This is a genomic window from Archangium violaceum (genome assembly GCF_016887565.1).
GTDB classification, from domain to species: domain Bacteria; phylum Myxococcota; class Myxococcia; order Myxococcales; family Myxococcaceae; genus Archangium; species Archangium violaceum_B.
In genome coordinates, this window is the sequence record NZ_CP069396.1 from 11,706,177 (window position 1) to 11,730,815 (window position 24,639).

Annotated in this window: 17 protein-coding genes; 6 read left to right on the top strand and 11 right to left on the bottom strand. The window is 70.0% G+C overall.

Annotation, left to right across the window (positions count from 1 at the left end):
- Window positions 1-8: 8 nt before the first annotated feature.
- The gene (locus JRI60_RS46645; RefSeq protein ID WP_204222545.1) at window positions 9-584 is read right to left on the bottom strand and encodes a DUF2378 family protein; all 576 of its coding nucleotides are present in this window, start codon (window positions 582-584) and stop codon (window positions 9-11) included.
- Between the two features lie 145 nt (window positions 585-729).
- A complete protein-coding gene (locus JRI60_RS46650; protein ID WP_239470128.1) occupies window positions 730-5,091 on the bottom strand; it encodes a DNA topoisomerase 3 in 4,362 nt (1,453 codons plus the stop codon).
- A 296-nt stretch (window positions 5,092-5,387) separates the two neighbouring features.
- Between JRI60_RS46650 and JRI60_RS46655 the strand changes: the two genes are divergently transcribed.
- A complete protein-coding gene (locus JRI60_RS46655; protein WP_204222547.1) occupies window positions 5,388-5,846 on the top strand; it encodes a hypothetical protein in 459 nt (152 codons plus the stop codon).
- 183 nt (window positions 5,847-6,029) lie between these two features.
- Here JRI60_RS46655 and JRI60_RS46660 read toward each other — a convergent pair whose 3' ends face one another.
- The 3 genes from JRI60_RS46660 to JRI60_RS46670 form a co-directional block, all read right to left on the bottom strand.
- Entirely contained in the window at window positions 6,030-7,205 is a 1,176-nt protein-coding gene (locus tag JRI60_RS46660; protein ID WP_204222548.1) for an SDR family oxidoreductase, read from the bottom strand.
- Window positions 7,206-7,266: 61 nt separating this feature from the next.
- Window positions 7,267-8,562: an NTP/NDP exchange transporter gene (locus JRI60_RS46665; protein WP_204222549.1), complete on the bottom strand. Its 1,296-nt coding sequence runs from the start codon at window positions 8,560-8,562 to the stop codon at window positions 7,267-7,269.
- A 248-nt stretch (window positions 8,563-8,810) separates the two neighbouring features.
- The gene (locus JRI60_RS46670) at window positions 8,811-10,106 is read right to left on the bottom strand and encodes a pyridoxal phosphate-dependent aminotransferase (RefSeq protein ID WP_204222550.1); all 1,296 of its coding nucleotides are present in this window, start codon (window positions 10,104-10,106) and stop codon (window positions 8,811-8,813) included.
- Window positions 10,107-10,358: 252 nt separating this feature from the next.
- On the opposite strand from JRI60_RS46670, the gene JRI60_RS46675 reads away from it, so the two are divergent.
- Window positions 10,359-10,832 carry a CHRD domain-containing protein gene (locus JRI60_RS46675; protein ID WP_204222551.1) on the top strand — a complete coding sequence of 158 codons (474 nt, stop codon included), beginning with the start codon at window positions 10,359-10,361 and terminating at the stop codon, window positions 10,830-10,832.
- Window positions 10,833-10,970: 138 nt separating this feature from the next.
- Window positions 10,971-11,690 (top strand): AMIN-like domain-containing (lipo)protein, encoded by a 720-nt coding sequence (locus tag JRI60_RS46680; protein WP_204222552.1) that lies wholly within the window; start codon window positions 10,971-10,973, stop codon window positions 11,688-11,690.
- Window positions 11,691-11,699: 9 nt separating this feature from the next.
- Here the strand turns inward: JRI60_RS46680 and JRI60_RS46685 are convergent, their stop codons facing one another.
- Together JRI60_RS46685 and JRI60_RS46690 are read right to left on the bottom strand one after the other, a co-directional pair.
- Window positions 11,700-13,640 (bottom strand): 4-alpha-glucanotransferase, encoded by a 1,941-nt coding sequence (locus JRI60_RS46685; protein WP_204222553.1) that lies wholly within the window; start codon window positions 13,638-13,640, stop codon window positions 11,700-11,702.
- 136 nt (window positions 13,641-13,776) lie between these two features.
- Window positions 13,777-14,574: a hypothetical protein gene (locus JRI60_RS46690; RefSeq protein WP_204222554.1), complete on the bottom strand. Its 798-nt coding sequence runs from the start codon at window positions 14,572-14,574 to the stop codon at window positions 13,777-13,779.
- 241 nt (window positions 14,575-14,815) lie between these two features.
- On the opposite strand from JRI60_RS46690, the gene JRI60_RS46695 reads away from it, so the two are divergent.
- The gene (locus JRI60_RS46695) at window positions 14,816-17,047 is read left to right on the top strand and encodes an ATP-binding protein (RefSeq protein WP_204222555.1); all 2,232 of its coding nucleotides are present in this window, start codon (window positions 14,816-14,818) and stop codon (window positions 17,045-17,047) included.
- Here JRI60_RS46695 and JRI60_RS46700 read toward each other — a convergent pair.
- Genes JRI60_RS46700 through JRI60_RS46710 form a run of 3 tightly spaced genes read right to left on the bottom strand, consistent with a single transcriptional unit; the run spans window position 17,031 to window position 20,041 of the window.
- Window positions 17,031-17,780 (bottom strand): lysophospholipid acyltransferase family protein, encoded by a 750-nt coding sequence (locus JRI60_RS46700; protein WP_204222556.1) that lies wholly within the window; start codon window positions 17,778-17,780, stop codon window positions 17,031-17,033. The genes JRI60_RS46695 and JRI60_RS46700 overlap by 17 nt on opposite strands.
- Window positions 17,781-17,838: 58 nt before the next feature.
- Complete coding sequence (locus tag JRI60_RS46705) at window positions 17,839-19,173, bottom strand: PepSY-associated TM helix domain-containing protein (RefSeq protein WP_204222557.1); 1,335 nt, start codon at window positions 19,171-19,173, stop codon at window positions 17,839-17,841.
- A gap of 16 nt (window positions 19,174-19,189) precedes the next feature.
- Window positions 19,190-20,041: an energy transducer TonB gene (locus JRI60_RS46710; RefSeq protein WP_239470129.1), complete on the bottom strand. Its 852-nt coding sequence runs from the start codon at window positions 20,039-20,041 to the stop codon at window positions 19,190-19,192.
- A gap of 270 nt (window positions 20,042-20,311) precedes the next feature.
- On the opposite strand from JRI60_RS46710, the gene JRI60_RS46715 reads away from it, so the two are divergent.
- Window positions 20,312-22,552, top strand: coding sequence for a TonB-dependent receptor (locus tag JRI60_RS46715; protein ID WP_204222558.1), 2,241 nt, complete (start codon window positions 20,312-20,314; stop codon window positions 22,550-22,552).
- Window positions 22,553-22,575: 23 nt separating this feature from the next.
- Window positions 22,576-23,256, top strand: coding sequence for a Fe2+-dependent dioxygenase (locus JRI60_RS46720; protein ID WP_204222559.1), 681 nt, complete (start codon window positions 22,576-22,578; stop codon window positions 23,254-23,256).
- Between the two features lie 167 nt (window positions 23,257-23,423).
- Here JRI60_RS46720 and JRI60_RS46725 read toward each other — a convergent pair whose 3' ends face one another.
- Entirely contained in the window at window positions 23,424-24,563 is a 1,140-nt protein-coding gene (locus JRI60_RS46725) for an oxygenase MpaB family protein (protein ID WP_204222560.1), read from the bottom strand.
- Between the last annotated feature and the right edge of the window lie 76 nt (window positions 24,564-24,639).

Sequence of the window (24,639 nt, forward strand, 5' to 3'; positions counted from 1 at the left end):
GAGCGACCTCAGGCGTTGGCCACCCGCGACACGGCCTCCGTCCAGCGGATGTCGAAGGTGCAGCCGGTGGCGTCGAAGGACAGCACCTCCACGTGCACGTCAGGAGCACCGGCCACCCGCTGCGCCCGGAGGATGAGCCCCACCATGAAGGAGGGGTGGTCGCAGAGGAGCTCGCTCATCCAGAGCTCGACGTGCTGCGGCGAGTGGTCCACCAGCCGCACCTCGCTGAAGTTGTTGCCACCGCGGAGATCCTGGCTGATGCGCGCCAACGTCAACCCGAGACCGAAGGCCGGGGCGAGCCCCGCCACCACGCGCCCCACGAAGGTCTGGAGGTAGCCCTCCAGGAAGTGCTCCCCCATGCATCCGTGCGCCTCGGAGGGAGACAGGTCCGGGTAGAGCGACTCGGAGGCGATGCGCACGAACGTCTTCCACTGCTCCAGCGGGTAGGAGATGGCGAGAGGGCGCTCCAGGTCCAACCCCGCCTCGAACAGCAGGGCCCGGGCCTCGGGAGACAGGCGCGCCCCCAGACCGCGCACGAAGAGCGCTTCGACGGTCGTGGCGAAGACCTGTTTCTCCAGCGGCATGACGGCCTCCTCGGCTCCTCCAAGGAAAGCGGCTCCGACGGCGAGGCGCATCACTCGCCTGCACCGAAAGATCAGCCTCTCACAAAACAAGACACTTCCGCCAGACCACCGGTGCGGGGGTGTTGGCTCACGAGCCCGGGAGTCCTCAGGATGGCACGCGGCCGACGAGCGCGAGGATGGTGTCGCCGTAGCGCTCGGCCAGCTTGGGGCCCACGCCGTGGATGCGTTGCAGCGCGGCACCATCGCGAGGGCGCGCGGTGGCGATGGCTCCGAGCACCTTGTCGGTGAGGATGCGGAAGGCGGGGACGCGCCGCTTGCGGGCCTCGGCGAGCCGCCACGTACGCAGGGCCTCCACGAGCTGCGGCGAGGCCGTGCTCACGCCGAGCGTCGCCCCGCTGCGCCTGGAGCGGTCCAATGCTCGTGCCAGGGCCTCGCGGCCGCGAGGAGCCCGAGGCACCTCCACCCGCTCCGCCATGTCCCCCTCGAACTCGTAGTCGTACTCGACCTCGGTCCGAGCCGGAGCCGAGCGCTTCTTCCTGCCACCGGAAGCAGCGCCCTTGCGACGCGACGTGCGGCGGCTTCCTCCGGCCGCGGAGAACCCCTTGGCTCGCGAGCCCCGGCGTTTGCGCGCGGGGGCCTCGTCTGGCGGCCTCGGCAGCTGCACCTGTCCCGGAGCGGGCTCGCGCGTCTTTCGCCCCTCGGGAGTGAGCGTCACGCGCTGGAAGGTGATGTTCTGCCCGTCCTTCTCGAAGGTGTCCTCGGACAGGCGCACCAGCCCGGCGCGCACCAGGCCCCCGAGCAGCCGCTCGAAGTCGCGGCGCGGGAGGGCCTCGCCGAACAGTTCGCGGTGGAGCCGGCCGGTGGCCTGGGCATCGCGCTCGTGGAGCGTCCCGAGGATGCGCGCGAGCGCCTGCGCCTCCGACGCGGACGGCTCGCCGAAGCGCAGGGTGGCGCACGACTCGGGCGCGCAGACATCGCACAGGCCGCAGGCCGCGCCCGTGTCCTGCACGTCGCCGAAGTGCTCCACCAGGTGCCGCATCCTGCACCCGTGCGACTCGGCGTAGCGCGCCATGTGCTCGAGCTGCGACTGCTTGTGCTCTCGCTGCGTCGTGTACGCCGCCATCCAGCCCGGCCGTCCGCGCTTCACGGCCTCGTCCGGCGTCATCTCCACGCCACCGTGGATCCACAGCTGCTCGAGCGCCTTGTCGAAGACCTCGGAGTCCATGCGCACCCGCGCCGCCAGCGACTCCTTGGGCTCCGGCTCCTCCCGCGTGGCGCGGAAGATGCGCTCGAGCATCGAGGGCTCGGGATAGTCGCGCTGGTGGAAGAACTCGTGCGTGCGCCGGTCGATGAAGGAGTGCAGCAGCACCGCCCTCGAGGGCTTCCCATCCCGGCCCGCGCGGCCCAGCTCCTGATAGTAGCCCTCCACGCTCGCTGGCAGCGCCGCATGCACCACCGTGCGCACGTCCGCCTTGTCGATGCCCATGCCGAAGGCCGTCGTCGCCACGATGACCTCCAGCCGGCCGCCGAGGAAACGCGTCTGCACCTCGTCGCGCTCCGTCGCGCTCATGCCCGCGTGGTAGGTGCCCGTGCGGAACTCCGCGCCGAGCTCCTCCGTGTACCGCTCCGCGTGCTTGCGCGTGGCCGCGTAGACGATGGCCGGACGGTGCGCGGGCTCCGCCAGCAGCTCCCGGATGGCATCGGCGCGCTGGCTCGGGTTGAGCTCGCGCACCTCGATGGCGATGTTGGTGCGCCGGAAGCCGTGGATGAAGGTGCGCGCGGGCGCGCTCCCCGTCCCCTTGAGCCCGAGCTGCTGGACGATGTCGCGCTGCACCCCCGGTGTCGCCGTCGCCGTGAGCGCCACGACCGGCGCGGGACGGAGCATCGGCAGCCGCGCCCCCAGCAACCGGTAGTCCGGGCGGAAGTCGTGTCCCCACTGTGAGATGCAGTGGGCCTCGTCCACCGCCACCAGCGCCGGTGTCCTCCGGGCCAGCAGCTCCACGAAGCCCGGCACCCCGAGCCGCTCGGGCGCGATGAAGAGGAAGTCCAGTCGCCCCTCCAAGTACTCCGCGCACACCTGGCGCGAGGTGGCTCGGTCTCGCCCCGAGTGGATGCGCTCCGCCGCCAGCCCGAGCGATTGGAGCCTCGCCACCTGGTCCTCCATCAGCGCGATGAGCGGGCTGATGACCAGCGTCGTCCCCGCTCGCGCCAGGCCCGGCAGCTGGTAGCAGAGGGATTTGCCCGCCCCCGTCGGCATGACGAGCAGCAGGTCCTTTCCCTCCGTCGCCGCACGGCACACCGCCTCCTGGTACGGCCGGAAGTCCGAGAAGCCGTACACCTCTTTCAGCAGCCCTCGCAGGGCGCTTGGCGGCGTGGGCTCGCGGGGCTTGCGCTCGGGTCGGGCATTTGGGGCAACGAGCGTGAGGGACGGGCGCGCGGTGGGGCGCGGTGACCTGGGCAGACCCTCACCCTGACCCTCTCCCAGGGGGAGAGGGGATTCACGCGGAGCCAACCTGGGGGGGGTCCGTGTACCCTCACCCCGTCCCTCTCCCGGAGGGCGAGGGGTGGTGGGCGGCGGCATCGGCAGATTGGGCGGCACCTTGCCGACGACTTCGATGACGTAGGCCTCGATTCCTCTCAGGAACGAGTCCAGGTCTCCGCTGCCCCGCTCGATTCGCTGCAGCCAGGCCTCCCACTGTCCCGTCATCGCAGGGCTCTTCACGTCCGGATGCACCACCCGGATGAGCGCGATCCCCTTCTCCGTCGCCTCGAACGACTTGCCCCTCCTCACCAGATAGCCACGGTCGAGCAGGGTCTCGATGATCGCCGCGCGCGTCGCCGGTGTCCCCAGCCCCGACTCCCGCATCGCGTCCGCCAGCTCCTTGTCGTCCAGCGCCCTCCCCGCCGTCTCCATCGCCGTCAGCAGGCTCGCGTCCGTGAGCCGGGGCGGCGGTCTCGTCCGCTTCGTCACCGGCTTCACCTCCCGCACCGAGCGCGCCTGCCCCTTCGCCAGTCCCGACGGCAACTCCTGCTCGTCCTCGGGCTCCTCCGCCTCCGCCTCGCCCTCCTTCTTTCCCGCCTCGCGCGGCTTCGGCGCCTTCTGCCCTCCTCCCACGTCCAGCACCTTCCAGCCCTGGCGCTCCACCATCGTGCCCGTGCTCTGGAAGCGGTCCACCTCCGACCCGTCCTTCGCCGCGACGGCGGTGATGACCGTCGTCACCGACCAGACGAAGTCCTCGTGCCACGCCGCCAGCAGCCGCCGGCAGACGAGCTCGTAGATGCGCCGCTCCTCCTGCGACAGCCTCGCGCCCTCCGGCGAGGTCGCCGTGGGAATGATGGCGTGGTGGTCCGTCACCTTCGCGTCGTCCACGAAGCGCCTTCCCAGCGGGCGCTGTCCGGTGCCGGGCGCGAGCAGCGCCTCCCAGGGCGCGCGGATGGCGTTCACCACGTCCGGCAGCGTCTCCGCTATCTGCTTCGACAGGTGCCGGCTGGAGGTACGTGGGTAGCTCAGCAGCTTGTGCTTCTCGTACAGCGCCTGCGCCAGCTCCAGCGTGCGCTGGGCGCTATAGCCATACAGCCGGTTGGCGTGGCGCTGCAGCTCCGTCAAATCGTAGAGCAACGGCGGAGCCATCCGCTTCGTCTCGGCGGTGACGGACTCCACCGCCGCCCGGCCCACCTTCACCCGCTCGACGATGCGCTCGGCCTCCTCGCCATCCGCCGACAGACGCCGCGCCTCGCGCGCGTCCCACTCCTTCTCCTTCCCCGGCTCGGCGGGTCGGAACCAGGTGCCTTGGTAGTGGCCCTGGGGTCCCTCGGGGCCCGCCGGACCGAACGTGGCGACAATCTCCAGGTAGTCCTTCGGGACGAAGTCGCGGATGGCCAGCTCGCGCTCCACCACCATGGCCAGCGTCGGCGTCTGCACCCGCCCCACCGACAGCGTGTCCCCGCCCGCCAGCGTGTACAGGCGCGACAGGTTCATCCCCACCAGCCAGTCCGCCCGGCTGCGCCCCTTCGCGGCATCCGCCAGCGGCTCGTAGTCACGCCCCGGCTTCAGCGAGCGGAAGCCGTCCCGGATGGCCCCCTCCGTCAGCGAGGACACCCAGAGCCGCCGCACCGGCTTGCGGCACCCGGCCGCCTCGTAGATGTAGCGGAAGATGAGCTCGCCCTCGCGCCCGGCGTCCGTGGCGCACACCACGGTGTCCACCTCGGGCGCGTTCATCACCCGGCGCACCACCTTGAACTGGCTCGCCGTCTTCTCCTCCACCACCAGCGGCCACTCGCGCGGCAACATGGGCAGCAGCTCGCGCTGCCAGCGCTTCCACTCCGGCCTCATCTCGTGCGGCTGCGCCAGTCCCACCAGATGCCCGATGGCCCACGTCACCACGTAGCCGTTGCCTCGGTAGCACCCCTCGTCCTGCTCGCGAGCCCCCAGCGCCCGCGCGATGTCGCGCGCCATGGATGGCTTCTCCGCCACCACGGCCAGCACGCCCCGTCCTCCGTCACCCATGTTCATCCCACCTCATCGCGTCCGGCCCGAGCCATACCGCGTCCGCGGGCCCTGACCATCCCCCTACATACACCACCCACCTGCAAGGTCGTTCAGGTATCCAACATGCATACCGGCTGAGCGGGCAAGGGGGCGCGGAGCATGGATTCCCGGCACTCCCCCTCAACCCCGCATCGCGTGGCGCTCATACGCAAGCAGTTGGCGTCCGGGAGGAAAACTCCCGATCGCACTTTGGACATTATGCGCCCGTCACCAACGCGCTCACGGGCACGCCACGGGGGGAGGAGCCCATGCACATGAGGTTGGAGAACGGGATGAAGGTGTCGGGTCATCAGGTCCACGGGAAGCGGTTCGGGGGGGAAACGGTCGGGGTGGTCCTGCATGTGGGGGGGGAGCAGAGCGCGTCGGTGGTGAGACCTCTGGCCCGGTCGTCGTACATGGCCGGGCAGCTCGAGCGCGATGGGGGCAACCGACTGGAGGTGCCGCCGTTGGCGTCCTTCGCGGGGGCGAAGCGGACCCAATGGGCGGTGCTGACGGAGGCCGAGGTGCTGGCGGGACTGCGCGAGGTGGTCACGGGGGTGACGTGCCTCGCATCGGTCCGGCCCATGTCACCGCGGCTGACGGTAGCCCCCATCGTGCTCGCCAGAGGGGGGGGATTCAGCCCGGGCCGGGTCTCCCGGAGCGGGCTGGTGGAGTCGGCGCACAGCCACGACGTCGACGCGGTGGAGGACGAGGGGGGAATCTACAGCTGGTAGGACGTTTGCTTTCGCGCCCCCCTGGAGCACCGGGGGGCCAGTCTCAGGTGGTCCCGTGGGGGCGGGACACCCAGGCTGACGACTCATCGACTCCTGCCCCATGGCAGAGGGGGAGGGCAGTGAGGTCGAAGTCGGAGTGATGGGGGATGCCTCGCTTTGAAACGAGGCATCCCCCATTTTTTTTCACGGGCTCGCGTGGGACGTGCCGGTGTGTTGCTGGTGCCAGGCGGCGAGCACCTCGCGCTCGCGCTCCGGGGTGAGGCCGGCCCGCTTCGCCAGCCCCGCCTGCCGCTCCGGGGGCAGCCCGTTGAACCAGGCCAGCGTGTCGCGCGCCGTGTCCACCACCGGGCGGAACTTCAGTCCGCGCGCCACCGCCCGCGCGTTGCTGACGCTGCTCATGCCCGCCATCTCGCCCGTGGGCGGCACCCAGACGGGCATGTCCATCCAGGGCTTCACGTTCTGCTTCTCCAGGAAGCCGGCATCGGCCCAGGTGAAGGTGGCGTCGCTGTTGCTGGCCTTCTTGCAGGCCTCCAGCAGCTCCCCCATGGTGAGCGGCCTGGCCGGGCCGGTGGCGTTGAAGGTGCCGATGTCCTGGTTCTCGACGGTGAGGAGCGCGAACTCGGCCAGGTCCCGCACGTCGATGAACTGCGCCGGGTCCGCGCCGTTGGCGCCAGGAGCGAGCACCTCGCCACCGCGCGCCACGCGCACCGGCCAGTAGGTGAAGCGCTGGGTGGGGTCATCCGGGCCCACGATGAGGCCGGGGCGGATGACGGTGGTGCGCCCGGGGAAGGCCGCCTCGGCCGCCTTCTCGCTGAGCGCCTTGAGGGCGCCGTAGTTCTCGCTGACGTTCTCGTCGGTGGGATCCGCCACCGTGGCCAGCGGCGAGTCCTCGTCCATGCCCGGCCGGGGCAGCTCCTTGTAGACGGAGATGGTGGAGATGAAGACGTAGTGGCCCACGTTGGGCGCCAGCAGCTCCGCCGAGGCGCGCACGATGCGGGGCACGTAGCCGGAGGTGTCGATGACGGCATCCCAGCTCCGCCCCTCGAGCGCCTTCAGGCCCTCGCCCACCTTCGGGTCCCTGTCCCCCTGCAGCTTCTCCACGTCCGGGAAGAGCTGGGGCCGCGTCTTGCCGCGGTTGAAGAGGGTGACGGTGTGGCCACGCGCGCGCGCCGCCTCCACCAGCTGGGGCCCGAGGAACCCCGTCCCCCCGAGGATCAGGATGCGCTTGCCCCCGGTGCGCGGCACGGGCGCCGTCCCGGCGCTCTCCCGGGTGGAGGTGGAGGTGGAGGCACAACCCACGGCCCAGAGCGAGCCGAACGCGGCGGCGCCCTTCAAGAACCCTCGACGAGACAGCTTCATGCGGACTACCCCCTCTTGGTGTGAACGTGCGAAGCGCGGCCTTGTCGCACGGCCGCGAAGCTCAGCGAGCCGCGTCCGCGGTGGGAGCCAACGCGGGGGCCTCGGCGCCAGTGCGCGCGGAGAAGCGCTGCTGCAACCGGGCGAGCCACAGGGACACCGCGAGCCACAGGCCCGCGAAGGGCACCGCGGTCAGCGCCAGTCCGGCCGCGCCCAGCCCCAGCGAATCGAGCCCCGTGTACAGCCACGAGCTCACCGTGTCGCTCCCCCGGTACACCACCGTGTCGATGAAGCCCTTGGACTTGTACTTCGTCTCGCGGTCCACGCTGGTGAAGAGCACCTCGCGGCCGGGGCGCTCGAAGGCGTAGTGCGAGGCGTTGCGCAGCGACTTGAAGCCGATGAGCACCCCCATCGTGGGCACCGCCGCCAGCCCGAGGAAGCCGAGCCCGGTGAGCAACGGAGCCACCGCCAGCGCCAGGCCCAGGCCAAAGCGCGTCATGAGGCGCCCCGTCACAAACACCTGCAGCACCAGCGTGAAGGCCTGCACCCAGAACTCGATGCCCGCGAAGGCCGCCGCGCGCGCGTTCGTGCCGGAGGCCAGCCCGGCCACGATGTGGGCCTGCTGGTTGTAGAGGAAGGTGGAGGTGGCGGCGTAGAGCAATATCTGCAGCCCCAGCCCCAACAGCAGCGGCGAGGAGAACAGCAGCCTCAACCCCGCGAAGATGCCGCCCCCCACCGGAGCCTCCGCGACGGCCGCCCGGGGCTGCGTGGTGGGGCCCCCGCGCGACAGCCGCCGCACGCACCGCGCGCTGACCTCCAGCAACACCGCCGTGAAGAGCATCAGGTTCGTCGCCCCCAACGGCTCGGCCAGGAGACTCACGAGGAAGGGACCCACCAGCATCCCCACCGTGCCTCCCGCGGCGATGAAGCCGAAGAGCCTCCGGCCCTGCTCGTTCTCGAACAGGTCCGCCATGAAGCTCCAGAAGACGGAGACGACGAAGAGGTTGTAGACGCTCACCCAGACGAAGAAGGCGCGCGCCACGTGGTCCCCTCCCACGCCCAGCTTCAGCACCCCGAAGAAGCCCAGCAGGTTGAGCAGGAAGAAGCGGTAGACCAGCGGTATCACCCGCTGCCTCGGCCAGCGCGACACCAGCGCCGAGAAGGCCGGCACCGCCACCAGCATCACCACGAAGGTCGCCGTGAAGAGCCACGACACGTTCTTCACGCCCTTCGCCGTCGCCATCTCGTCCCGCAGCGGCTTGAGGATGGCGTAGCCACACATCAGCGTGAAGAAATACACGAAGGACAGCAGGACAGAGCCCACCTCCTCGTCCTTCACGTTCACGAATCGCTTCAGCATGGGTACCAGTGCCATCCCCGTGTGCTCTCGGACCGGGGTTGGCTCCCCTCCGAGCGTGCCGCCACCAACCCCGACACACCCGCACTATTCCCAACGCTGATGGGACACTCCAGTCAGGGGGACGGATTTGGGGCGCTCCCTGACTTCTCGTGAAGCGCTCCCGGCCCGCGGGTACGGGGTTGGAACCCCATCCCCTCACCCCGACCCTCTCCCAGAGGGAGAGGGAGGGGGAGAGGGAGGGGGTGGGTCTACTTGCCCATCACCTGACGAAGGACCGCCTCGACCCTCGGCAGCGCCGCCTTGATCTCCTCCATCGACACCGCTCCCACCGACAGACGGAACCAGCCCGTGTCATCCTTCAGACCGAACGCCTGGAACGGCACCAGCGCGAAGCCCGCCTTGTCGAGCAACAACTTGCGGATCTCCTCGTTCGTCTTCAGCCCCGCCTTGCCGATCAGATCGAACTGCGCCGACAGGTAGATGGCCCCCTGCGGCGCGATGGACCGCACCGGCAACCCCGCCTCCCGCATCGCCGCGAAGCCCTGGTGCAGCGCCACCAGCCGCTCGTCCACCCGCTTCCGCATCCCCTCCAGGTAGCTCGTCGTGGCCGGCACGTCATCCAGGAAGCGCGCCACCGCCACCTGCTCGGCCTTCGGCGCCCACGCCCCCACGTGCCCCAGCACGTCCTTCATCCTCGAGATGATCGACGGCGGCCCCAACGACCAGCCCACTCGCACGCCCGTGGCCGCGAACGCCTTCGAGATTCCATCCACGAACACCGTGTACGGCGCCAGCTCCGGCACCAGCTCCAGCGGCGTCACGTGCTTCGTCTGGCCGAACGAGAGCGTCCAGTAGATCTGGTCGTACATCACGATGAGCGGCTTGCGCCCCTGCGCCTCGCGCTTGCGGTTCTCCTCCACCACCCGCTGGCCGATGTCCTTCAGCGCCTCGGGGGAGATCATCGTCCCCGTGGGGTTGAGCGGGCTGCAAAGGCATAGCAGTCGCGCCTCGGGCAGGTGCGGCGCAAGTTGCTCCGCCGTGGGCATGAAACCGTGGGCGGGGTCCGTCACCACCGTCACGTGCTTCGCCCCCACCATGTGCGCGTAGTGGTTGTTGTTCCACGAGGGCACCGGGTAGACGACCGTGTCGCCCGGATCCATCACCGCCCGGAAGACGCCGTAGATGACCGGCCGGGCGCCCGCGGCGATGAGCACGCTCTCCATCGGATACTTCAGGCCCAGCGTGCGCTCGTAGAAGCGCAGCACCGCCTGCCGGAGCGTCAACACACCATCCGAGGGCGGGTAGTTCGTCTCGCCCGCCTTCAAGGCCGCGGCGATGCCCTCCCCCAGCGCCGCGGGGATGGGGAACTCCTTGGGGCTGAAGTCTCCCACGGTGAGGTTGCACACCTGTTTGCCCTGGGCCACCAGCTCGCGAATCTCTCCGGCGATGCGGAGGATTTCGCTGCCGACGAGGCCACGCACCATCGTGCCAACGGTGTCGTCCCGTCGAGCAGGGCCAAGCAGGGAGGTGAGATCAAGAGCCATGGGGGGTCACTCCTGGGGGATGAAGAGTCCAGGCGAACCATATACGCCGCGAAGTGCGTCACAAGCGGTCCGTGGGATTTTCCACATACCCCTGCATGCCCGGTTCGCGGACGCCTGACTGCCCGCTACCGGGCAATTCCTTCCACCTCCAATCGATGCAGGCGCGGAAGTCCTCTACACACGAAGAGCGCCACCGGGGCTCCCGGCCCATTCCGGGCACGCAGGGCCCTGGTGGACAGACAGGAGAACCCGATGCACACGCGAAACACGAACCGTTGGGCGGTGCTGACGTTGGTGGGGGCGGGGCTGCTGGCGCTCGCCGGCTGCGGAAGTGACAAGTACGTGGCAACCACCCAGCTCACGGGTGCCAACGAGGCGCCCAGCCCGGTGACGACCAACGCCACCGGCACGGCCACCGCCATGCTCGATGGCGACACGCTCACCATCACCGGCAGCTTCAACGGGTTGGGGAGCGACCTGCACGTGGTGTCCGGCAGCTCGGCCCACGTTCACAAGGGGGCCGCGGGTACCGCCGGTCCCGTCGTCTTCCCTCTCACCATCACCAGCACCGACCAGCGTAACGGCACCTTCACCGGTACCCAGGAGCTCAGCGGTGATGAGCAGGAAGACTTCAAGAACGGGCTCTACTACGTGAACGTCCACACGGCCACCAACCAGGGCGGGGAGATCCGCGGTCAGTTCGTGCCGCTCCGGCAGGACGACTGACCCCCCCACCGGCGGAGCCGAGACCGTCCCGGCTCCGCTCCCTCCTCCGGGAGGCGATCGCACTGGCACTCGGGCGCCGCTCGTGCCACATGGGGCCCCGATCCGGCCCCGACCCCGCGGGCCGCCAGGAGGACGACGATGAAGGTGTTTGGACGCTGGATGCCGGTACTGGGGCTCGCGGCCTGCCTCGCGACGGCGGGCTGCAAGAAGGAGGAGCCGGCCGCCGCCCGGCCCGAGCCCACTTCCCCCGCCGAGCCCACCCCGTCTGGGACGAAGGCCCCGGAGAATACGCCCCCGCCCCCGGAGCCCGCCGCTCCCGCCGGTCAGCCCGCCAATGCCGGTGCGGGAGCCCCCGAGGATGCCGGTGCCGCACCCGCCCCCACGCCCTCGGGCTCGCAGGCCGGCCAGGCCGAGGATCCGAAGGGCCGCGAGTGGACCGCGAGCCGCATGGACATCAAGCGCTCCGGCCAGGCACCCGTGACGCTGCGCGAGGTACGCGCGGCCCGCAACGAGGGCTTCGATCGCGTCGTGTTCCAGTTCGACGGCGACCAGGTGCCCGGCTACCACGTCGAGTACGTCGACAAGCCCGTCATCAAGTGCGGCTCCGGAGACCCCACCGAACTGGCCGGCCAGGGCTGGCTGCAGGTGCGCATCCAGCCGGCCCAGGCTCACGCGGACGGCAAGGCCACGGTCACCGAGCGTGAGCGCAAGCCCGCCCTGCCCGTCCTCGCCGAGCTGGAGCAGACGTGCGACTTCGAGGGCGAGGTCACCTGGGTGCTCGGCGTGCAGCACCCCAACAAGTACCGGGTGATGGAGCTGCACGGGCCCACGCGCCTCGTGGTGGACGTGCAGCACTGAGCGCGCGCATCAGCCGAGCTGCAGCTCCGCCGCCAGCCGCTCCAGGGCGGCGATGAGCCCCCGGTGCCGCGCCCGGGCCTCCTCGCCGCCCGCGCGCAGCGCCAGGGCCAGCGCCTTCGGCAGATTCAACGCCTCGTCCCGCTCGAGCTTCTCCGCGTACCCGCTCCGGTAGTCGTTGGGCACGCGGAGGCTCCAGTTCTCCTCGCTCACCGTGCCGGGCGCGTTGTACGTCTCCTTCATCCCCAGCAGGTCCGGGAAGAACACCATCACGTTCTCCGCCCGGCTGGCGAAGAGGTCCGCGAACTTCGCCTGCACCAGCATCCCCGGCTCCTCCACCAGCCGCCGCGCGAAGTCCTCGCGCCCCTCCTCCTCCGGGTGGAGCCTCCACGCCAGGTACTCCGCCTGCGCACGCGCCTCGCCCGCCTGCCTCCACCGGTCCGCCAGCGCCCAGATGGGCTTCGTGTCGTGGTTGCCCACCATGATCCAATCCTGGGGCACCGCGTTCTCGCTCCGGTACACGTCCTTCGGATTCGTCAGGTCCGCCTTCTGCGTCACCCGGAAGCGCCCCAGCCCGTACTGCTCCATCACCCGCCGCAGCGGATGGGGCATGGTGCTCAACACCTCGCACAGCAGGTCCGACACCTGCCGCCCATGGGCTCGCGCCGCCGCGATGATGGCGTCGAAGAGCGCGCTGTAGCGGCGTACCTGCATGGGGTTCAGCTCGCGCACCCAACCATCCGCGTAGCGCGGCACCGAGCGGTCCAGTTGCTCCGGCGGCACGATGGCCCAGCGCGCCAGCTGCGGGTGGTCCGGCAGGTCCGGCGACGCGAAGAGCCTCGCCCCGTTCTGCACCGCTTGCAGCGCGTTCAGCTCTCCGGACCGGTACACCCACGGGCACACCAGCCCGTGCGGGTGATCGATGCGCAGCCCGTCGTACTCGGACAGCATCTTGTTCACCCGCGAGCCCATGAAATGCAGCACCGGGCCCGCCGCCCCGCGCGGCGCATGGTACTGCTCCGGATCCAGCACCGGGTAGTTCCACGGCTGGCCCTCGGGGTTGGTGCGGCTCGGTGGTGCTCCCATCAGATACGAGCCCACGAAGAGCCCCTGGTACGCCCAGGCATCCCGAGGCGAGAAGCCAATCTGCAGGTCTCCAAACAGCTTCAGGCCCCACGCCGCCGTCCGCTCCCGCAGCGCCGCGTGCTGCGAGTGCACGAGGAACTGCCGGAACGCATAGGCCTCCACCTGCCCGGCGTACTTCGCCAGCAGCACCTGCCGGCGCGTGGTGAACGCCGCCTCCTCGCCAGGGCGCGGGCTCCACAGGCGCCGGTCCCACTCGCTCGACCACTCCTTCCAGTAGGGGCGCCCGTGCTCCGTGCAGAGCGCGTCGTAGAGCGCGTCCCGCTCCAGCCACCCGTGGTGCTCGCGCCGAAAGGTGTCGAAGTGCTCGGCGAGCCAGGAGATCGCACTGCCGGGCGCGGCTTGGGCCCGCTTGTGCCGGAAGGCCTCCCACGCCTCGTCCAGCGCCTCGTTCTGGGCGCGGAAGGCGTAGCGGTGCTTCACCCTCGGCTCACTCCCGGGCCGGGCCGCGACGAGGGCCTGCACGCGCTCGGGCCGCAGCAGACCGCCCCAGGACTCCTCGTGCGTGAGGGACGCGAGCGCCACGTTCAGCACGTTGCGCGAGAAGAGCGTCCCGTCATACGGCGAGGGGTTGTCCTCCGACGTCTGCCCCTGCGGACCGAGCTGGATGCCGTTGAAGCCCAGCTCCCGCGTGAACTCGAGGAAGCGCAGGCCCCCTTCCGAGTACGGCGAGCCTCGGCCGAGATCCTCGCCCGGAGTGCTCGGGAAGCTTGGATCGTGGATGCTCAACACCAGATTGCGCACGTTCAGCGCGGCCAGGGCCGCCGTCACGTGACGCCGGTAATCTTCGGGCAGGGTTCCGCGGGGCATGGAGACGACTCGCAGGAGAGGAGCCCACCCTAGGAGATAGCGGCCGGGCCGTGAACCCCTTCCCGATCACGGCTGGCCGTTTCCCGGGCAGGCACTGACAGATTGGAGACCAAGCACGGAGCCGGGCGGCGGGGCCTCAGCCATTCTCCGCGGCGGCTCCGCCCTCGCCCGCCGCACAGTCCGTCTTCCGCAGCAGCTTCTTCACCTGCTTCGTCACCACCGCGCCCCTCTGCACCGAGAAATGCCAGGTGCGCGAGTACACCTCCGCGCGCGGCTGCGTGTCGCACGTCGGGTGTGTCAGCACCTCTTCCAGCACCACCTCGCCCCGCCCCAACCGCAGGCCCTTCACCTCCGACTGCACCTCGTCCTCCGGCGGCTCGATGACGCTGGACTCGACGTCATCCTTCTTCAGCAGCGCGAGGATCATCAGCCAGCTGCGCTGCGCGCGCGGCCCCTCCTCCCCCTCGTACTGGAAGGTGGTCGCCATCAGGGTTCCCCCCGTCACCCGCATCTGCGTGCTCTTCCCGAAGGACCAGCCCGGCAACAGCGACGGACACGCCAGCGCATCCCGCTCCTCCCACAACACCCGGCGCGAATATGAGCGCGGCTCCAGCGCCTTGAACACCTTCGCCACCGCCTCGCCCTCCTGCGCCTCGCACACGCCCAGGACCACGAAGAAGTAACCGGGCCGCAGCCCGGGCAGGTCCGTGCCATCGACGATGCGCGGATAGCCGGGCCCCGCCTCCACCACGCGCGCCCAGTCCACCGAGCGCTCCTGGTAGGACTGCACGAAGGACTCCGCCTCCTCGCGCGTGCGGCCCCCGCCCCAGACCACCATCACCCGTTCCTTGATGGAGCCGGGCAGTGGCAGCTCCGGCTGGGCCCGGACGGAGAGCGACGTCAACAGGACGAGAACCCCGAGGAGAAGACGCATGGTGCCACGCACGATGGCACGGCTTCGGGGTCGCTCCTAGAAGCCTCCCTGGCCGCTCCCCTGACGGCCCGAGCCCCGTCGCTCCCCGGGCATCCATCCCCCTCCCCTCGGGTGTTCCCCTCCACGTGTCCCCGGCTCCCACCAGTGAACACTGGCGGGCAGGGTGGATGGACGTTTCCCACTTCCCGTTGGAAGGGTGGAGGCCCTACGGGAGACAGTCTTCTTCGACCTGGAGTTCCTGATGAGCACGCTGGCCCCCCCTCCCCTGCTCTCCGCCCTTCCGCTGGCTCCGCCCGGCGAGGGACTGTCGGCGGAGATGCTGGCCCTGCTCTTCGAGCGCGCCCGCCCGCTGGTGGACGCGCTCTTCGCGCAGGTGAACGATGGCGTCACCGTCCAGGCGCCCGACCTCTCCCTGTGCTTCGTCAACCCCGCCGCGGTGCGCCTCCTCGGCGCCACCTCCGAGCAGGAGGCGCTGCACCTGGGCGGTGCCTCGGTGTTCGGGCGCCATGAGCTGCTCGACGCCTCGGGCAATCCGCTGAGCCACGAGGCACTGCCCGGCCGGCAGGTGCTCGCGGGCCAGAGCGTCTCCGAGCGCGTTCTGCGCTTCCGCGACAAACGCACGGGCCAGGAGCGATGGAGCCGCGTCTCCTCGGCCCCCGTGCGCGACTCGCGGGGCCAGGTGGTGTACGCCGTCAACGTCTTTCGCGACGTCACCGAGGTGATGCGGACCCAGGAGCGGCTGAGCCTCCTGGCCGAGACGGGGGAGTTGCTCACCGCCTCGCTCGACCTGGACAGCACGCTGATCGCCACCGCGCGTCTCCTGGTGCCACGTCTGGCGGACTGGTGCGCCGTGGAGCTCGTGGAAGGCTCCTCCCCTTCCCGGCAGGTGGCGGCCATCCACTCGGATCCCGCCAAGGTGGAGCTGGTCCGCAGGATGCGCGAGCTCTACCCCTCGGACCCCCATGCCCACGGTGGTACCGCCTACGTGCTGCGCACGGGCCTCTCCGCGCATGCGCCCGACATCACCGATGACATGATGGTGGCGTCGGCGAAGGACACGGAGCACCTGCGCCTGATCCGCGAGCTGGGCCTGCGCTCCCTCATCATCGTGCCCCTCAATGCCCGGGGCCGGACGCTGGGCACGCTCTCGGTGGCCACCGCGGAGTCGGCGCGCCGCCTGGAGACCGATGAGCTGCAGCTGGTGGAGGAGCTGGCCCGCCGCGCCGCGCTCGCCGTGGACAACGCCCGCCTCTACGCCGAGGCGAAGCGCGCCCAGGCCCGCCACGAGGTGGCGCTCGAGGCCGGACGCATGGGTGCCTGGGAGTGGGACATCCAGGCCGGACGCGTGACCTGGGCACCCGAGCTGGAGCGCATCCACGGCATCCCCGAGGGCAGCTTCGACGGCACCTTCGAGGCCTACCAGCTCGACATGCACCCCGAGGACCGGGAGCGTGTGCTCACCAGCATCCAGCGGGTGGTGGCCCGGCAGGAACCGGAGCACCACGTGCAGTACCGCATCATCCTCCCGGATGGGCGGGTGCGCTGGGTGGAGGCCCATGGCCGCCTCACCCTCGACGACCAGGGCCGCCCCGCGCGCCTGACGGGCGTGTGCACCGACATCACCGAGAGGCTCACCCTGGAGGAGGACGCGCGCCGGCTGGTGCGCGAGCAGGCCGCGCGCGCAGAGGCCGAGCGCGCCCGCCAGCACACCGCCGAGCTGCTGGAGAACCTGAAGAAGGCCCAGGACGAGCTCGCCCTGCGCGCCCAGGAGCTGGCCCGCTCCAACGCGGACCTGGAACAGTTCGCCTACGTGGCCTCGCATGACCTGCAGGAGCCCCTGCGCATGGTGGCCAGCTACGTGCAACTCCTGTCACGGCGCTACAAGGGCAAGCTCGATGCCGACGCGGACGAGTTCATCCACTACGCGGTGGACGGCGCCAACCGCATGCAGGCGCTCATCAACGACCTGCTGGCCTACTCGCGCGTGGGCACGCGGGGCAAGGAGCCTCAACCCGTGTCCCTGGAGAAGTGCGCCGCTCGCGCGCTGTCCCACCTGCGCCTCGCCCAGGAGGAGACGGGCGCGGAGCTGACGGTGGAGCCGCTCCCCTGGGTGAAGGGAGACGAGACCCAGCTCGCCCAGCTCCTGCAGAACCTGGTGGGCAACGCGCTGAAGTTCCGCGGAGACAAGCCCCCGCGCATCCGCGTGTCCGCCACGCGCCAGGACGACACCGTCACCGTCTCCGTGGAGGACAACGGCATCGGCATCGAGCCCCAGTACTACGAGCGCATCTTCGCCATCTTCCAGCGGCTGCATGGCAAGGAGGAGTACCCGGGCACGGGCATCGGCCTGTCCATCTGCAAGAAGATCGTCGAGCGCCACGGCGGACGCATCTGGGTGGAGTCCACCCCGGGCCAGGGCAGCACGTTCCGCTTCACGCTCACCGCGGCACAGCCCCCTACCCCGTCGGCCTGAGCTCGCGCTCCGGAGCGCGCCCGGTGAGCGCCTCCACGTACAGCTCCCGCACCCGGCCGGCGAGCTCCACCGAGTCCGGGACGAACGACTCGGGCGGCAGCGGCGGCAACACCCGCACGCGGATGGAGGCGCGCGGGCTCATCCACGGGCCATCTCCATCCACCAGCTCCGGAGTGCCCTCGATGAGCACCGGCACCACCGGCACGTGCTCCTCCAGCGCGAGCTGGAAGGCCCCGCGCTTGAAGCGCAGCAGCTCCCCCTGCGAGTAGGTACCCTCGGGGAAGATGAGCACCGGCATGCCCCGGCGCAGCCAGCGGCGGCACGGCTCGATCATCTGCTCCATGGAGGAAGTCTTGCCCCGCGTGACGGCCACGTAGCCCAGGAGGCTCATCATCCACCCCACGATGGGGATGGAGAACAGGGACGACTTGGCCACGAACTTGTACGGGTGGAACAGGCCCATGGCCGCGAGGATGTCCGCCATGGACTGGTGGTTGGCCACCAGCACGCACGGGCCCTCGGGCAACAGCTCCCGGCCCTCCACGCGCGTGCGCCAACCCGGCGACACGTGCAGCCACAGCCCGAAGCACCAGCGGCAGATCAGCGCGTGCAGCCACCGCCGATCCGGGTCCAACGGGTAGGCGACCAGGAACAGCACCAGCCCCAGGGTGAAGAGCACCGGGGCGGTGACGAGGAAGACGAGCCAGAACCAGAGGGTGACGGCGTATTTCATGACGGGGGCGCCGCGCGGAGGAATCTCACGCACGCGGGCCCCGCGTCCACTCTCTCCGCTATCCGACGGCTTCGCCTTCCGCCTCTCCCGAGGGCTCCGCGGAGGGCTCCGCTCCGGAGGAGGAAGCCGCGGGCTTGCGACGCGGGAAGAACCGTCTCCAGGACAGGGCGAAGCCCGTCCACACGAGCAGCACTCCGCCCAGCGAGGCGATGGCCGCGACGAGCTGGCCGCCCCATCCGAGCGCCTCGCCGGTGTGCAGGAAGCGCATCCACGTGCGCATCTGGCGGCCCGGGGTGTAGTCCGAGAAGCCCTCCCGGCGCAGCACCTCGCCGGTGAAGGGATCGAACACGAGCTGCGCCGAGGCGAAGAGCGGCCAGCCGCCCTGCTCGCGGATGGCGAAGTTGACCGGCTGCGGGCCCTTGGCGCGCGCTTCGTTGCCACCGGGGCCACCGCCTCCCCGCTGACCGCCCTGCTCTCCCCGAGGCCCTTGCGCGCCCTGGGGACCCTGCGCCCCTTGAGGACCCTGGGGCCGACCACCACCGCCACCACCCCCGAGGCGCAGCGTCACGCTCTCATGGGCCGGCACCTGCTGCTGGGCCCTGGCCAGCAGGGCATCGAGGCCGAGCGGCTTCGCGCCGGCGGGCGGCTCGGGCACCGTGACCGATGGCGGAGCGGCCGGGCCCTGCGCGGCCGGAGGCTTCTCTCCCGCCAGCGTGAAGATGAGATTCGAGGCCCAGCGGTAGGAGATGACCATGCCCGAGGCCGTCAGGATGACGAGGATGGGCAGGCACCAGAAGCCGATCACGTTGTGCCAGTTCCAGTCACGCGCCTTGCCCCGGATGTTGAGCCTGAACCAGAGCGAGGGCCGGACCGTCCGCCACGTCCACTTCCGGGGCCACCACAGATAGAGGCCCGAGAGTCCGAGGAAGAGGAAGGCGGCGTTGCAGGCCCCGGTGATGGCCTTGCCCACGGGGGTGTTGTCCCCCTTGGCACCGAGCCACCGGTGCCACTCCTCCATCACATGGAAGAACCCGCGCCAGCCTCCGTCTCCCGCCGCGAGCACCTCCCCGGTGTAGGGATTCACGTAGGCCACGCCCGTGCGTCCGAGGCTCACCATCACGGTGGAGCCCGGCTCCGGATACACCGTCACCCCCGAGGGCTGCCCCTCCGGCCGGGCGGCGCGCACCCGGGCCACCAGCTCGTCCACCGGCAGGCGCGGCGCGTCCGGCGTGGGCGGTTGCACCCGCCGGACCTCGCTCTCGGCCCAGGCGAGGAGCTGCGGCTTGAAGGCGATCGCCGCTCCCGTGAAGGACATGATCGCGATCACGACGCCAGCGATGACACCCGATACGAGGTGCATCCAGAAGAGGATGTTGCGGAAGGTTCGACTCATGGAGCGCAGCGGGCCTTCACTTCAGGGAGAACTGGAGAGGAACGTCGATGACGACACGCACCGGCCGGCCCTGGCGGCCGAGCGCCGGGGAGAAGCGCCACCGGTTGACGGCGGAGATGGCCGCCGCGTCGAGCTCGGGAACGGAGCGGATGACGCGCGTGTGCTCCGTCTCGACGCGCCCATCGGTGCCGATGATGATCCGCACCAGGACCACCCCCTCGATGCCCTCGGAGCGGGCCCGCCGGGGGTAATGGGGAGTCACCTGCTCGAGCACCTCCGGACGACGTGACACCTGCTTCACGTCGAGAGCCGTGCCTCCCGTCGCGCCCAACGCGCTGCCTTCCACCCCGTCGAGGGCACCGCCCACGATTCCCGCCACCACTCCCCCGACACCCGAGAGGCCCACCTCGGGGGAGGCCTCCTGGGAAACCTCGGTCTCCTCCACTGCCGCCTCGATCACGGGCGCCGGCTCCACGGGAGCGGGGGCCACCTCGGGAAGACGCGAGGGCTGGGGAGGCACGAGAGCCGGACGCGGGGCGGGCACGCGAGCCTGACGCGCAACCCGCTCCGTCCGCGCCGCATGCGAACCCGCGGCGGCCCGAGGCGGCGCGGGAGTGAGGAACACCAGCTCCGGCTCCTCTGGCCGCGCGGGCGCCCCGGCCGGAGCGCGCAGGGCCGAGAGCCCCACGAACGCGACCGCCCCGGCATGCACGAGCACGGTGAGCACGAGCGCCCAGCCCCACCGCCCCCACGCCTCCTCTCCCCGGACCTCGCCCATGAGGAACAACCCCGGGGCGGGCTCCACCTGGGACGGCGCGAGCCCGGATGATCCGACCTCGGAGGGCTCGACCGCTCCCGCCAACGCCATGACATCTCCTCGTACCGTAGGGCTGAAATTGAGAATCGTTCTCATTTTCGTCCTTTGGCGTATCGCAACATGAGCAGGCGCGTCAACCCAGGGGAGGGAGCGGGCCCTGGGGCGTCCAGCAGAACAACATACTTGCTCTTCCCAGGGAATCTGAATATGAGAATCACATTCAGAATGAAATCCGAGCCGGCCGCGAGAAGCGGTCGCCGGGTCCGCGCGTGATCGCGCGAGCCGGTCCTCTCCAGCGTGGACCGACGGAGACAGCACGCAATGACATCCCCCAAGCATGGCAAGGCAGGCATCCGCTCGATCAAGGGCCATCCAGGAGGCGTGCGCGGCGCGCTGCGACCCTGGAGTCAGGCCGCGGTCGGCCTTGCATCGGCACTGGCCGCCAGCGGCGCGGTCGCCCAGGAGACGACGGGGACGGAGCCCCAGAAGCCGGCCGAGGACCACTACGTGCTGCCGACGGTCCAGGTGGTGGGCGAGTCGGAGTCGGAGAGCTACAACCCCCAGGAGAGCAGCCTCACGCGGCTGCCCAGGCCGCTGGTGGACACGCCGCAGACGGTGACGGTGGTGCCCGAGCAGCTCATCGAGGAGCAGAACGCGACGACGGTGCGCGATGCCCTGCGCAATGTCTCCGGCATCACGATCAGCGCGGCCGAGGGCGGCCGCCAGGGCGACAACTTCATCCTCCGCGGCTTCTCGGCGCAGACGGACGTGAGCCGTGACGGCGTGCGCGACCTGGGCTGGTACACGCGCGACACCTTCAACATCGGTGGGGTCGAGGTCTTCTTCGGGCCCTCCTCCGTCCTCTTCGGGCGTGGCTCGACGGGCGGCGCCGTCAATCTGGCCACGAAGAAGCCGGTCAAGCGCTCCTTCCAGGAGCTGAGCCTGACCGGCGGCACCGCGCCCTGGGGCCGCGTGGAGGTGGACGTCAACCAGGTCATCACCGATAGCATCCAGGTGCGCGTCAACGCCGCGGGGCAGCTCTCCCAGGTGGCGGGGCGTGATCTGGCCGAGCAGAACCGCGCCGGCTTCGCCCCCTCCATCCGCTTCGAGCTGGGCAAGAACACGTCGATCGACGTCGACTACCTCTACCAGCGGGAAGACAGCTTCCCGGACTACGGCCATCCCTATTTCAATGGCTACCCGGTCTCGGTCACCCTCGGCGTTCCGCGCAACGCCATCTATGGTGTGGAGGGCTCGGACACCGAGCGGGTGAATGCCCACATCGGGACCGCGCGCTTCCAGCACCGGTTCGGGAATGGTCTGACGCTGACGGACACGCTGCGCTACGGCGGAGTGGACCGGTTCTCCCGGCCCACGTCGCCGCGCGGACTCTCCCCCACCGACGCCCCGACGACGATCGGCCGGGAGCGCTACCAGACCGACACGGACAACACCAACCTCATCAACCAGACGGATGTGCGCGGAGAGTTCCAGACCGGCATCCTGAAGCACACCGCGAACGCCGGGCTCGAGCTGGCCTGGGAGACGCGCGACCAGCTCCGCTTCAACCTGCCCGCGGTGAATCTGTCCACCGGGACCAACCTCCCCGCCGACCTGTTCGACCCGGCTCCCTCGCCCGACCTCTCCCCCGTCAACAAGGTCTTCTCCACCTCCAACGACACCGATCAGCGCACGGTGGGCGTCTACGCGTCGGATCAGATCCAGATCACCCGCTTCCTCGAGGTGCTCGGCTCCGTCCGCTTCGACTCCTTCAAGACGAAGTACTCCTCGGTGAGCAGCACGAACGTCGTCACCCGGCTGGAGAACACCGACACGTTCTTCAACTGGCGCGCCGGCCTCGTCTTCCACCCCCTGGAGAAGACGAGCCTCTACGCCATGTACGGCACCTCCGCCAATCCCTCGGCGGAAGCCGGCACGCTGCCCACCGGCACGGAGAGCCTCGAGCCGGAGCGGAACAACATCTACGAGGTGGGCGCCAAGGCGGACCTGCTCGACGAGCGGCTGGGCTTGAGCGCGGCCGTCTTCCGCCTGGACAAGACGAACGCGCGCGTGCCGAACACCGACCCCAACGGGCCCCCGCAGATCCTCGCGGGCGCGCAGCGCGTGCAGGGCTTCAACTTCGGCGCGGGCGGCCTCATCCTCGAGCGCTGGCGGTTGATCGCCAACTACACCTTCATGGAGTCGGAGATCCGCGAGCACACCAACGAGTACCTCGTGGGCCAGCGGCTGCCGAACACGCCCAAGCACAGCATCTCGCTGTGGACGACCGTGGAGGTCATCGACAACCTCACGCTCGGTGGCGGCGCCGTCTACCAGGACGTGACGGTCGTCAACAACCCGACCTCCACGGCGCAGGTGCTCAACAAGGTGCCCAACTTCTGGCGCTTCGATGCCTTCGCCAGCTACGCGGTGGGCCCCGTCCAGCTCCAGCTCAACGTGAACAACCTCACCAATGAGCTGTACTACGGCCAGTACTACAGTGGGCAGGCCGTTCCCGCCGAGACGCGCTCGGCCAGCCTGACCGGTAGGGTCCGCTTCTAGCTCCATGCGGTGAGGACGTTTCCATGATGCTCCACATCCCCAACGTCCTCACCGCCGAGCAGGTGGCCCGCTGCCGCGCGATCTTCGACCAGGCCTCCTGGGAAGACGGCCGCGTCACCGCGGGCTACCAGTCCGCGCAGGTGAAGAAGAACCTGCAGCTTCCGGAGAACAGCCCGCAGGCCCGGGAGCTCGGAGACCTCGTGCTCGCGGGCCTCGAGCGCAGTCCCCTGTTCATCTCGGCCGTGCTGCCTCAGCGGGTGTTTCCTCCGCTCTTCAACCGCTACGACGCGAGCATGTCCTTCGGCTCGCACGTCGACAACGCCATCCGCCCCATCCCCGGCACCCCGCTGCGCATCCGCACCGACGTCTCCGCCACGCTCTTCCTGTCCGACCTCGAGAGCTATGACGGCGGAGAGCTCGTCGTGGAGGACACCTATGGCAGCCACGCGGTGAAGCTGCCCGCGGGCGACCTCATCGTCTATCCCTCGACGAGCCTGCACCATGTCACGCCAGTGACCCGTGGTGTCCGGCTCGCCTCGTTCTTCTGGGTGCAGAGCATGGTGCGCGAGGCGAGCCAGCGCGCGCTGCTGTTCGACCTCGACACGGCCATCATGCAGCTCAACCAGGAGGTGCCCAAGAGCCCCTCCCTCGTCATGCTCACGGGCGTCTACCACAACCTGCTCAGGCAGTGGGCCGAGCCCTGAGGAAGCGTCCTCGACGTCCGTGTGCCTGGTCCTGATGCCCGTGGATGTCCCCTCTCCCCCTGGGAGAGGGATAGGGTGAGGGTCTTTCCTCAGCACCGTGGTCAACCAGGGCGACGACCCTCACCCCCCGCCCTCTCCCAGGGGGAGAGGGAGCATGCGCAACCCAATTAGAGCTGCTGCTCCCGGCTGCGCACGTTCCACGTCTCTCGCAGGGAGTCGGGGATTCGGAACGGCGGACGCTCTCCCCCTCGTCCCACCCAGACGATGCCCTCCAGCAGCTTGCGCCCGAACAGCTCGCTGAGCTTCTCCGCCACGATGTTCTGCTCGTCGCTCTCGTCCATCACCCACCCCAGCAGCTTCAGCGGCTTCACCAGCGCTCGCGTCCAGTCCGACGGCGGCACGGCGATCAGCTCCGCTGTCTTCTCCCCCACCAGGTAGCGGATGAGCGTGCTGCTCAACCCATCGAAGAGGTTGCCGGGGATGATGTGCTCCAGCAGATCGATGAGGGCCTTCGTCATCGCCTGGCCCTCGGGGCATGCGTGCAACACGCGCCCCAGGATGACGTCCGTGAGGACCTCGCCGTCCTCGAACGACTCCGGCAGCAGGCGCTCGTCCACGCCCATCACGTAACCCACCACCCGCCACGCGTGATAGTAGGCCTGCGCCTCGCGCGCCGAGAGCGTGTAGCCCAGCTTCACCAGCGCGCGGATCGTCACCACCGAGAACGTCACCAGCGTGCCCGCCATGTCCTCCTGGTTGATGGGCTGGCCCCACTCGGGATTCCACCGGCCGCTCTGACGGATGAGGTGGCGCACGGCGGCGTGCATCAGCCGCACCTTCTGCGCGTCCCGGATTCCCCACCCGTCGTGCTCGAGCCCCCCGGGGCTCATCACGTCCACCACCATCTGCGCCGTCTCCACGATGCGCCGCTGGGTGTCCGTCTGCAGGCGCGCCGTCATGTGCAGCACCTGCACGCCCTCGGCGCCCGCGTAACAGATGGGCAGACTCGCGCACACCAGCGCCACCACCGACAGCGGGCCACACCGGCTGAACACCGCCTGCCCCTCGCGGATGAGCTCCTTGTCCGCCCACGAGGGCAGCTTCGCGCTCTGCTCGAAGTAGCCGCGCAGCGGCACCGGCAGCTGCTCCGCCGTCACCGACTCGTGGGCCACCAGCTGCTTCATCAGCCCGTTGGCCGAGCCCACCATCCCCTGCGCGAAGAGGCTCCGCACCGCCTCGTCGGCCGGCGGATCACACTGCTCGCGCATGGCATCCAGGAACTCGTTCGTCCAGCGCTCGTCCGTCATGGGAAGTACCCCCGAAATGGCTCCGCCCTCCATTCCCCCCGGAGGACGGGGCGCCAGTGTGGCACACGCGCCCGGA

What these genes read in the sequence shown, in the direction of transcription:
- JRI60_RS46645 (WP_204222545.1), bottom strand. Translation starts at nt 584, where the DNA reads ATGCCGCTGGAGAAACAGGTCTTCGCCACGACCGTCGAAGCGCTCTTC.
- JRI60_RS46650 (WP_239470128.1), bottom strand. Translation starts at nt 5,091, where the DNA reads ATGGGTGACGGAGGACGGGGCGTGCTGGCCGTGGTGGCGGAGAAGCCA.
- JRI60_RS46655 (WP_204222547.1), top strand. Translation starts at nt 5,388, where the DNA reads ATGAGGTTGGAGAACGGGATGAAGGTGTCGGGTCATCAGGTCCACGGG.
- JRI60_RS46660 (WP_204222548.1), bottom strand. Translation starts at nt 7,205, where the DNA reads ATGAAGCTGTCTCGTCGAGGGTTCTTGAAGGGCGCCGCCGCGTTCGGC.
- JRI60_RS46665 (WP_204222549.1), bottom strand. Translation starts at nt 8,562, where the DNA reads ATGCTGAAGCGATTCGTGAACGTGAAGGACGAGGAGGTGGGCTCTGTC.
- JRI60_RS46670 (WP_204222550.1), bottom strand. Translation starts at nt 10,106, where the DNA reads ATGGCTCTTGATCTCACCTCCCTGCTTGGCCCTGCTCGACGGGACGAC.
- JRI60_RS46675 (WP_204222551.1), top strand. Translation starts at nt 10,359, where the DNA reads ATGCACACGCGAAACACGAACCGTTGGGCGGTGCTGACGTTGGTGGGG.
- JRI60_RS46680 (WP_204222552.1), top strand. Translation starts at nt 10,971, where the DNA reads ATGAAGGTGTTTGGACGCTGGATGCCGGTACTGGGGCTCGCGGCCTGC.
- JRI60_RS46685 (WP_204222553.1), bottom strand. Translation starts at nt 13,640, where the DNA reads ATGCCCCGCGGAACCCTGCCCGAAGATTACCGGCGTCACGTGACGGCG.
- JRI60_RS46690 (WP_204222554.1), bottom strand. Translation starts at nt 14,574, where the DNA reads ATGCGTCTTCTCCTCGGGGTTCTCGTCCTGTTGACGTCGCTCTCCGTC.
- JRI60_RS46695 (WP_204222555.1), top strand. Translation starts at nt 14,816, where the DNA reads ATGAGCACGCTGGCCCCCCCTCCCCTGCTCTCCGCCCTTCCGCTGGCT.
- JRI60_RS46700 (WP_204222556.1), bottom strand. Translation starts at nt 17,780, where the DNA reads ATGAAATACGCCGTCACCCTCTGGTTCTGGCTCGTCTTCCTCGTCACC.
- JRI60_RS46705 (WP_204222557.1), bottom strand. Translation starts at nt 19,173, where the DNA reads ATGAGTCGAACCTTCCGCAACATCCTCTTCTGGATGCACCTCGTATCG.
- JRI60_RS46710 (WP_239470129.1), bottom strand. Translation starts at nt 20,041, where the DNA reads ATGGCGTTGGCGGGAGCGGTCGAGCCCTCCGAGGTCGGATCATCCGGG.
- JRI60_RS46715 (WP_204222558.1), top strand. Translation starts at nt 20,312, where the DNA reads ATGACATCCCCCAAGCATGGCAAGGCAGGCATCCGCTCGATCAAGGGC.
- JRI60_RS46720 (WP_204222559.1), top strand. Translation starts at nt 22,576, where the DNA reads ATGATGCTCCACATCCCCAACGTCCTCACCGCCGAGCAGGTGGCCCGC.
- JRI60_RS46725 (WP_204222560.1), bottom strand. Translation starts at nt 24,563, where the DNA reads ATGACGGACGAGCGCTGGACGAACGAGTTCCTGGATGCCATGCGCGAG.